The sequence below is a fragment of the Mycolicibacterium arcueilense genome, assembly GCF_058536225.1.
In genome coordinates, this window is sequence record NZ_JBZTYL010000001.1 from 1 (window position 1) to 8,217 (window position 8,217).

General features: G+C 61.4%; 6 protein-coding genes and 2 pseudogenes. 7 read left to right on the forward strand and 1 reads right to left on the reverse strand.

Going from position 1 to position 8,217, the window contains the following annotated elements; translation table 11 throughout:
• Window positions 1–886, reverse strand: an 886-nt coding sequence (locus AC4LGL_RS00005) for a tyrosine-type recombinase/integrase (protein ID WP_491837047.1), incomplete at its 3' end; no start/stop codon positions are given.
• A 156-nt stretch (window positions 887–1,042) separates the two neighbouring features.
• Here AC4LGL_RS00005 and AC4LGL_RS00010 point away from each other — a divergent pair.
• The 7 genes and pseudogenes from AC4LGL_RS00010 to AC4LGL_RS00040 all read left to right on the forward strand — a co-directional run bounded on the left by AC4LGL_RS00010 (window position 1,043) and on the right by AC4LGL_RS00040 (window position 7,932).
• Window positions 1,043–1,282, forward strand: coding sequence for an antitoxin VbhA family protein (locus AC4LGL_RS00010; RefSeq protein WP_065050492.1), 240 nt, complete (start codon window positions 1,043–1,045; stop codon window positions 1,280–1,282).
• Window positions 1,283–2,100: 818 nt separating this feature from the next.
• Window positions 2,101–2,880 (forward strand): annotated as a pseudogene (gene dszA / locus AC4LGL_RS00015) (dibenzothiophene-sulfone monooxygenase DszA); the annotation flags it as partial.
• 67 nt (window positions 2,881–2,947) lie between these two features.
• Window positions 2,948–4,137 (forward strand): IS3 family transposase gene (locus AC4LGL_RS00020; RefSeq protein WP_491837048.1). Its coding sequence is split into 2 segments (ribosomal slippage): window positions 2,948–3,218 and window positions 3,218–4,137, totalling 1,191 coding nucleotides; the frame shifts between segments, so codons are not numbered across the junction.
• A 32-nt stretch (window positions 4,138–4,169) separates the two neighbouring features.
• Window positions 4,170–4,754 (forward strand): annotated as a pseudogene (dszA, locus tag AC4LGL_RS00025) (dibenzothiophene-sulfone monooxygenase DszA); the annotation flags it as partial.
• A complete protein-coding gene (locus AC4LGL_RS00030; RefSeq protein ID WP_074330961.1) occupies window positions 4,751–5,821 on the forward strand; it encodes a type 2 periplasmic-binding domain-containing protein in 1,071 nt (356 codons plus the stop codon). The pseudogene dszA (AC4LGL_RS00025) and the gene AC4LGL_RS00030, both read left to right, overlap by 4 nt.
• Window positions 5,818–7,065: an acyl-CoA dehydrogenase family protein gene (locus tag AC4LGL_RS00035; RefSeq protein ID WP_071289705.1), complete on the forward strand. Its 1,248-nt coding sequence runs from the start codon at window positions 5,818–5,820 to the stop codon at window positions 7,063–7,065. The genes AC4LGL_RS00030 and AC4LGL_RS00035 overlap by 4 nt, the downstream gene beginning before the upstream one ends.
• 273 nt (window positions 7,066–7,338) lie before the next feature.
• The gene (locus tag AC4LGL_RS00040; RefSeq protein WP_071289706.1) at window positions 7,339–7,932 is read left to right on the forward strand and encodes a TetR/AcrR family transcriptional regulator; all 594 of its coding nucleotides are present in this window, start codon (window positions 7,339–7,341) and stop codon (window positions 7,930–7,932) included.
• Window positions 7,933–8,217 lie beyond the last annotated feature (285 nt).

Here is an 8,217-nt window from a genome sequence, read left to right on the forward strand (position 1 = left end):
GACGGCGATCAACACACCGAAACGGAGGTCGCCTGAAACACCCCGATCCACAGGTATTGACAATTGCTCCGCGACTGTACCGTGCCACGTGTGATCCGCTCGCCGTCGCGGCCAACGAACAAGGGGCAGAGCGGCCGGGCCACCTGGTCAGATCGCCGCGTACAGACTTAGCATGGCGCTTCGCCGCGTCAGGGAATCGAATCGCCCGACTATCGAGGTATACCTCGATGACTCTCAGCAAGGCGACCTCCACGGGTACCGTCCGCTCTTTGCCGCCCTTGCCTTTCACGTGGATGACGCCGGCACCATCTTCGACGGTCCGTACATCCCCGATGTCAGCTTGGCGGAGCTCCTCTGCTCGCAACCCTGCCAATAAGGCCGTAAGAATGATCGCCAGATCTCTTTCAGCCCAATCGGTTTGACGTGTTGACTCCACATCCTTTGCGACCGTTTCCAGCAACGCCTCAACTGCGGTGCGGGGGAGCGCTTTGGGTAGCGACCGTGCGAGTTTCGGTCGGCCCACCAATGCCATGGGGTTGGCGGTCAACAACTCCGACGTGAACAAAAACGTGCACAGCACGTTCCAGGTGGACCAGCACCGGCGGATAGAAGCGGCTTCATGATTGCGCGCGAAGGCGGCGAACGCAGCCCTCATCGAGTCTTTGGTGATGTCAGAAACAGTGAGCCGACTGGGATTGCCGTCCGTGACGAGCATTGCTATTGCGAAGAAATCCTGGCGGTACGCCTTCATCGTGTGCGCAGACGGTTTGCGGGTCTGCCGATCATCGAGGAATTCAACGAACCACAACGGAAACGGATCCGCCGATGCCTCAGGGGCCACTGCGGGAACGGGTGGGGCAGGCGAGGGTCCGTGGCTGACGACCATGTGTCAACGCTGACGCAAGAAAGATGGATAATCAACATTATCCATTAAACGACCCAAAATCGAAGTGCATCAGTGACTTTCCCGTTAGCAAACCCGGGGGAGAAGTGTCACAGTGACAAAACCGTCCGCTCGGCTTGACGCACATAGACTGTCGGAGTGGGTCGCGAGATCGCCGATGATGACAGCTTGGCCGTGCTGGCCGAGCTGCTGCACGGCAGTAACCTGTCGGCCACTCAACAGCGTGCCGTGTACAACGCCATCGCCGACAGCATGATCGAAGGCGCGACACCTGACCGCGAATCCATGTTCCGGCTCATCGAACTCACCGCCGGGCGCATCAACTTCGACGAATACAAGCACCAAGCACTCCAGGCGCACCTCGGCCGGCGATCGTAAAGTCGTCGATACCACGGGCCCAAGCTGGCCAAGATCAACTATGCGGCCGGCGACGAAATCGGCGCCGCGGCTCCATCCGGCGGCGAAATCGATTGGTTGAGAAGGCAACTCGCACTTCCTGGACATCCACCCACACATAGCCTTGAACGTCACGTGACGGATATGTCGCAAAGGACCGGGGAGGCTGGGGGGCGTCCGACAAGGCCCGCGCGACAGGCATGCCATCGGAATCCGGCACTGTCAGATGTTCCGGAACGGCAATCCGGCACTGTCAGGTAGTCGCGGAATCGGAGCCACACAGACCGGTCCGCACAGGCGCCTCGTTGGAAAAACATCCAGCAGCCAGGGCCAATTCGACTCTCAGATGGTTCCGGAAAACAGGGCGGAATCGGACAGCTCTCATGTTTTCCCGGAATACTCTCAGCTAGTTCCGGATCGGACACTCATCAGGCGGACAAGTGCCGCCCGTCGAGTATCGCCAGGCCGGTTAGCTGGTAACGGTGCGTGCTAGCGAGGTGCGAGTTCCGCGCGGTAGCCATCCGCTTCATTGATTTTTACATCGATACCGCCGCGGTGGCCGTCAGGGTGTCGAAGCCGGGCGGAGGTGCACACCCCGCCGGTTGGTGATCTTGCTCACAGGTGGCGCTTTGACGGCACTCGTCCGGGGGCGAGAATCGGCGAAGGTCGGGTGGGTCGTCGGGAGGAAGTGGCGTGTTGGGTGCCCCTTTGAATCATCGGGCTCCTAACTCTGTTGGGGTCGGTTGCAGTAGCCGAGCATTGGTCTCCGGTAACTGATCCCCACGGAGGCACTGCTGATTATGGCTGAACAACGCCAACTACATTTAGCCGGGTTTTTCTCGGCCGGCAACGTCACTCATGCGCATGGCGCGTGGCGCCATGTCGGTGCGACGAACGGTTTTCTGACTGGCGAGTTCTACAAGCAGATTGCGCGGACCCTGGAGCGGGGCAAGTTTGATCTGTTGTTTCTTCCCGATGGCCTGGCCATCGAAGATAGCTATGGCGATAATTTGGAGACGGGGGTCGGTCTGGGTGGCCAGGGCGCGGTGGCGCTGGAGCCGACCAGCGTGATAGCGACGATGGCTGCGGTGACCCAGCGATTAGGTCTGGGCGCTACGGTTTCGACGACCTACTACCCGCCCTATCATGTGGCTCGGGTGTTTGCCACGCTCGACAATCTGTCTGATGGCCGGATCTCGTGGAATGTGGTCACGTCGCTGAACGACTCCGAGGCACGCAACTTCGGTGTGGATGAGCACCTTGAGCATGACATCCGATACGACCGGGCTGACGAATTCTTGGAGGCCGTCAAGAAGCTATGGAGTTCTTGGTCCGAGGATGCCTTGTTGTTGGACAAGGTTGGCGGTCGGTTCGCTGATCCCAAGAAGGTTCAATACGTCAATCATCGCGGCCGCTGGTTGTCGGTCCGTGGCCCGTTGCAGGTTCCACGGTCCCGTCAGGGTGAACCGGTCATCTTGCAGGCCGGCTTGTCGCCGCGGGGGCGTCGCTTCGCGGGGCGCTGGGCTGAAGCGGTATTCAGCGTCTCGCCCAACCTCGACATCATGCGCGCGGTCTATCAGTGGGGTTGACCCCTGATGGTGGACACCTAACTGGTGGGACTGCTGGTCCCACGGGGAGGATGTCCGTATGTCGGGCAAGCGCAAGAAGTACACCCCGGAGTTTCGGGAGCAGGCTGCCCGCCTGGTGATCGAGACGGGCCGGCCGATCGCACATGTGGCTGTTGAGATCGGTGTCGGTGAACAACTGCTGGGCCGTTGGGTGCGCCTGGCCCAGCAACGCGCCGGCGGCACCGATACTGACGCGGTGCTCGATGCTGATGAGCGTGCCGAGTTGCAGCGGCTACGCAAAGAAAACGCTGAATTGCGTTTGGACCGTGAGTTTTTAAAAAAAGCCGCGGCCTTCTTCGCCTCCGAACAGAACCGGTAGAGGCCTACCAGGTTATTGCCGCGGAGAAGGCCAACTTCAGCATCGTGCGGATGTGCCGCCTACTGGAGGTGTCCCGCTCAGGGTTCTACAAATGGCGCACCAACGCGGTCGCCGGACCGAGGGCAGCTGCGGTGCGCCGTGCCGGTCTGGATGCCGCGGTTGCGGCCGCTCACGAGGCCTCGGACGGGGTGTACGGGGCACCGCGGATTCTGGCTGACCTACGCGAGAAAGGCCGCATCGTGTCGCGTAAGACCGTGGCCGCGTCACTGGCACGTCAAGGTCTGCACGGGATCAGCCCACGGTCGTTTGCGCCACCGACAACGGTGGTCGACGTGGACGCGCCACCGATCCCGGACCTGGTCAAACGACGGTTCGATGCCGGGGAGCTCAACCGGGTGTGGACCAGCGACATCACCTACCTGCGTACCGGCGAAGGCTGGCTGTATCTGTGCGCCGTGCGTGATGGGCATTCGCGCCGGATCATCGGCTGGTCCATCGAAGACCATCTGCACACCGATCTGGTCGAGGCCGCGGTCGCGATGGCCGTGGCCCTGCGCGGGCAGCTACCCGGGCAGGTGATCTTGCATGCTGATCGGGGCTGTCAGTACACCAGTGCGCAGATGGCTCGGGTGGCCCGCACTTATGATCTGGCTCGCTCGGTCGGACGTACCGGGGTGTGCTGGGACAACGCTGCAGCTGAATCATTCTGGGCCACACTGAAAGTCGAGTTCTATGACCGGTACTTGTGGCCGACCAAAGCGGCCGCTAAGCTCGCCGTCGGTGACTGGATCGAACGGGTCTACAACCGCCGCCGACGCCATTCGGCGATCGGCATGATTACCCCGGTGGAATACGAAAACCGGATCCATCAGACGGCACAAGCCGCCTGACCCTGTGTCCACCAAACGGGGTCAAGCCCAATCAGGACATCAAAGCTCACGTTGCGGCCGCGGGGCGTGACCCGGAGCAAACAAAGGTATTCACCGCGGTGATGCCGGTGCTCGGTGAGACAGAGCAGGTGGCCCGGGAACGTCTGGAATATCTCAATTCGCTGGTGCATCCCGAAGTGGGTTTGTCGACGCTATCCAGCCACAGCGGCTTGAATCTCTCCAAGTATCCGCTGGATACGAAGTTTTCCGACATCGTCGCCGATCTCGGGGATCGTCACGTGCCGACCATGTTGCAGATGTTTTCCGCCGTGGCCGGTGGCGGTGCGGACCTGACGCTGGCCGAACTGGGCCGCCGATACGGCACCAACGTCGGGTTTGTGCCGCAGTGGGCCGGAACTGCCGAACAGATCGCTGATCAATTGATTAGTCACTTTGAGGCCGGGGCCGCTGACGGATTCATCATTTCGCCGGCGTATCTGCCGGGTATTTACGAGGAGTTCGTCGACCAGGTGGTTCCGCTGCTGCAGCAACGTGGTGTGTTCCGTACCGAGTACGAAGGGACAACGCTGCGTGAGCACCTTGGGTTGGCTCACCCTGAAGTCGGGAGCATCCGATGACCACCACCGATGTTGATCATGACGTTCTTGCCTACAGCAACTGCCCGGTTCCCAATGCACTACTGACAGCGCTGGAGTCAAACCTGTTGGCCGGCAACGGGATTTCGCTGAATGTGCTCAGCGGCGCGCAAGCAGGGTTGCATTTCACCTACGATCATCCCGCTTACACCCGCTTTGGTGGCGAAATTCCACCTCTTATCAGTGAGGGCCTGCGGGCGCCGGGACGCACCCGCCTGCTAGGCATCACCCCTCTGGCCGGTCGGCAAGGGATCTATGTCCGTGTTGACAGCCCGGTGACATCACCGGAGCAGCTGCGGGGCCGGCGGGTGGGTGTGTCGGGTGCAGCGATCCGCATCCTCACCGGCGAGTTGGGCGATTATCGGCACTTGGACCCGTGGCGGCAAACACTGATCGCGCTGGGTACCTGGGAGGCGCGGGGACTTTTGCAGACCCTGCACATCGGGGGGATAGGGGTCGACGACGTCGAGTTGGTGCGTATCGAAAGCCCTGGCGTCGACGTGCCCGAAGAGCGGCTGGAAGCAGCGGCCAGTGTCAAAGGCGCTGACCTGTTTCCCGACGTGGCCGGCCACCAGAGGGACATCCTGGATAGCGGCAACGTTGATGCGCTGTTCACCTGGTTGCCCTGGGCGGCGGAGTTAGAAGATCTCAGCGGAGCGCGGGTGCTCGCCGATCTCGGCGATGACCAACGAAGCCGGTATGCCAGTGTCTGGACGGTCAGCGCTCAGCTGGTTGACGAGCGACCCGACCTGGTGCAACGACTCGTCGACGCGGCGGTCCAAGCCAGCCGTTGGGCACAGGCCCATCCCGAGGAAACCGTTGGCATCCATGCCGCCAACCTCGGGGTCGCGCCCTCGGCGATCGGACGCGGTTTCGGCGCTGATTTCGCCCAACATCTGATCCCACGGCTTGACGACTCGGCACTGGCCGTTGTCGACCAAACTCAACAGTTCCTCCTCGACCACAATCTCCTCGACCATCCGGTGGACCTCACGCAGTGGGCGGCACCGCAATTCCTCACTCAATCCACGACTGGAGACCAGCAATGACCCTGACCGATGACACCGCCACGGCACAGAACAATAGGAATGGCGACCCCATCGAGGTGGCGCGCGAGCTGACGCGAAAGTGGCAAGCTACCGTCGTCGAGCGCGACAAGGCTGGTGGTTCGGCGACAGAAGAGCGTGAGGATCTACGCGCCAGTGGGCTGCTCTCGGTGACCGTTCCCCGGCACCTGGGCGGTTGGGGAGCCGACTGGCCTACCGCTCTGGAAGTGGTGCGTGAGATCGCCAAGGTCGATGGATCGCTGGGCCACTTGTTCGGATACCACCTCAGCACCCCAGCCGTTATTGATCTGTGGGGTTCACCCGAGCAAAGTGAACGCCTACTTCGTCAACTGGCCGAAAACAACTGGTGGACCGGGAACGCCTCCAGCGAGAACAACAGCCACATCCTCGAATGGAAGGTAACTGCCACCCCGACCGACGACGGCGGGTACCTTCTCAACGGTATCAAGCACTTCAGCAGTGGAGCCAAGGGCTCAGATCTGCTCTTGGTGTTCGGCGTGATACCGGAGGGTTCCCCACAGCAAGGCGCCATCGTTGCCGCGGCCATTCCCACCACCAGAGAAGGCGTTCAAACAAACGACGACTGGCAGGCGCTAGGGATGCGGCGCACCGACAGCGGCACCACCGAATTCCACAACGTCGTAGTCCGTCCCGACGAGGTGCTGGGCAAACCCAATGCCGTTGTCGAGGCGTTCCTGGCGTCCGGGCGCGGCAGCCTATTCGGCCCGATCGTGCAGTTGGTGTTCGCAACGGTGTATCTGGGGATCGCGCGTGGTGCGCTCGAAACAGCGCGCGAGTACACCCGAACGCAGGCACGCCCCTGGACGCCGGCTGGGGTTACTCAAGCCGTCGAGGATCCGTACACCATTCGCAGCTACGGCGAATTCGGTATCGAACTACAGGCTGGCGATGCTGCAGCACGTGAGGCTGCGCAGCTGCTACAGACCGCGTGGGACAAAGGTGACGCATTAACTCCACAAGAACGCGGCGAACTCACGGTACAGGTAGCCGGAGTCAAAGCCATAGCCACCAAAGCGGGCCTGGACGTGACCAGCCGAATTTTCGAGGTCATCGGTGCCCGGGGAACCCACCCAAACTATGGATTCGACCGGTTCTGGCGCAACATCCGCACCCACACGCTGCACGATCCCGTCTCTTACAAGATCGCTGAAGTCGGAAACTACGTCCTTAACCAGCGCTACCCGATACCCGGTTTCACTTCCTGACTCCAGGACCGCGCTGCCGGGCACGCGTTAATGCCTGAGAACGGTGGGTCCGTCTGACACAATGGTGGCCGACGGACCCACCCGTTCTCAGGGCAACACTGCCATGTTGGGTGAGTACAGGACAACGCGAGTACTGCAAACCTCCAGATGACAATGATCGTCCAAGTCCGGCGCCGTCTCGTCTCTAGCGACCGTTTTCGAAGAATGGGAGCGCGATTTGGTAGGGGGAACGGGGATCCGATCTCACCGAGAAGCGCGCGCACTCGACAACCGATGACCGCGACAACCGACCCGGACGCAGAACCCGCGTGGTCGCCCCGCGAGAGCGAGCTACTGGGGGTGGCATTGGGTGTCCTGCAGGAGCATGGGTACCACGGCTTAACAGTGGAGGCCGTGGCGGTCGCCGCTCATGCCAGTAAAGCTACCGTCTATCGACGCTGGCCCTCGAAATCTGAGCTGATACTGGCGGCCGTCAGCGAAGGCACCCGTCAGAACGCTGTTGCACCCAACACCGGCACCCTGCGCGGCGACTTGTTGTGTCTTGGCCAGATTATCTGCGAACAGGGCCGAGAACATGCCGGAACCATCCGAGCGGTGCTCGTCGAGATGTCCTGCAATCCCGCGCTCAACAACGTTATGCAAGACCGGTTCCTTCATGAACACAGAGCTCTGGTCTGGCACGTCCTGCAGCAGGCGATCCGTCGCGGCGAGATCGGCGCGGCGGCGGTCAACGACGAGCTTTACGATCTGTTGCCGGGCTACCTGATCTTCCGGTGCATCTTTTCCGACCGACCCCCGACCCCTCCCACCATCGAAGCTCTGGTCGACAAAGCGCTGCTCCCGAGACTCATCTCAGCAACTGAATAACTCCCCTCGACATCGGGGTCACGGTCAGGGACTGGGACCGTCAAGTTTTCTGGGTCTGTCCGGGGGACTGTAAATTTTCCGGTGTAACTCCTGAGTAAGAAGGAGACCACTGTGACCGATGTGATGAATGATGAGCAGCCCGTCGAGCTCGATGCGGTGCCGCTGGAGCCGGCGGCGTTGCGGGAGGCGACCAACGACGAGCTGGTGGCGCAGCTGGAGCAATTGTCAATACCTGTGGATCGGGGTGTTTCAGGCGACCTCCGTTTCGGTGTGTTGATCGCCGTC

Bases quoted from the DNA above. Each gene is read 5' to 3' on its own strand.
- AC4LGL_RS00040 (WP_071289706.1), top strand. From the start codon at position 7,339: ATGACCGCGACAACCGACCCGGACGCAGAACCCGCGTGGTCGCCCCGC.
- AC4LGL_RS00035 (WP_071289705.1), top strand. From the start codon at position 5,818: ATGACCCTGACCGATGACACCGCCACGGCACAGAACAATAGGAATGGC.
- AC4LGL_RS00030 (WP_074330961.1), top strand. From the start codon at position 4,751: ATGACCACCACCGATGTTGATCATGACGTTCTTGCCTACAGCAACTGC.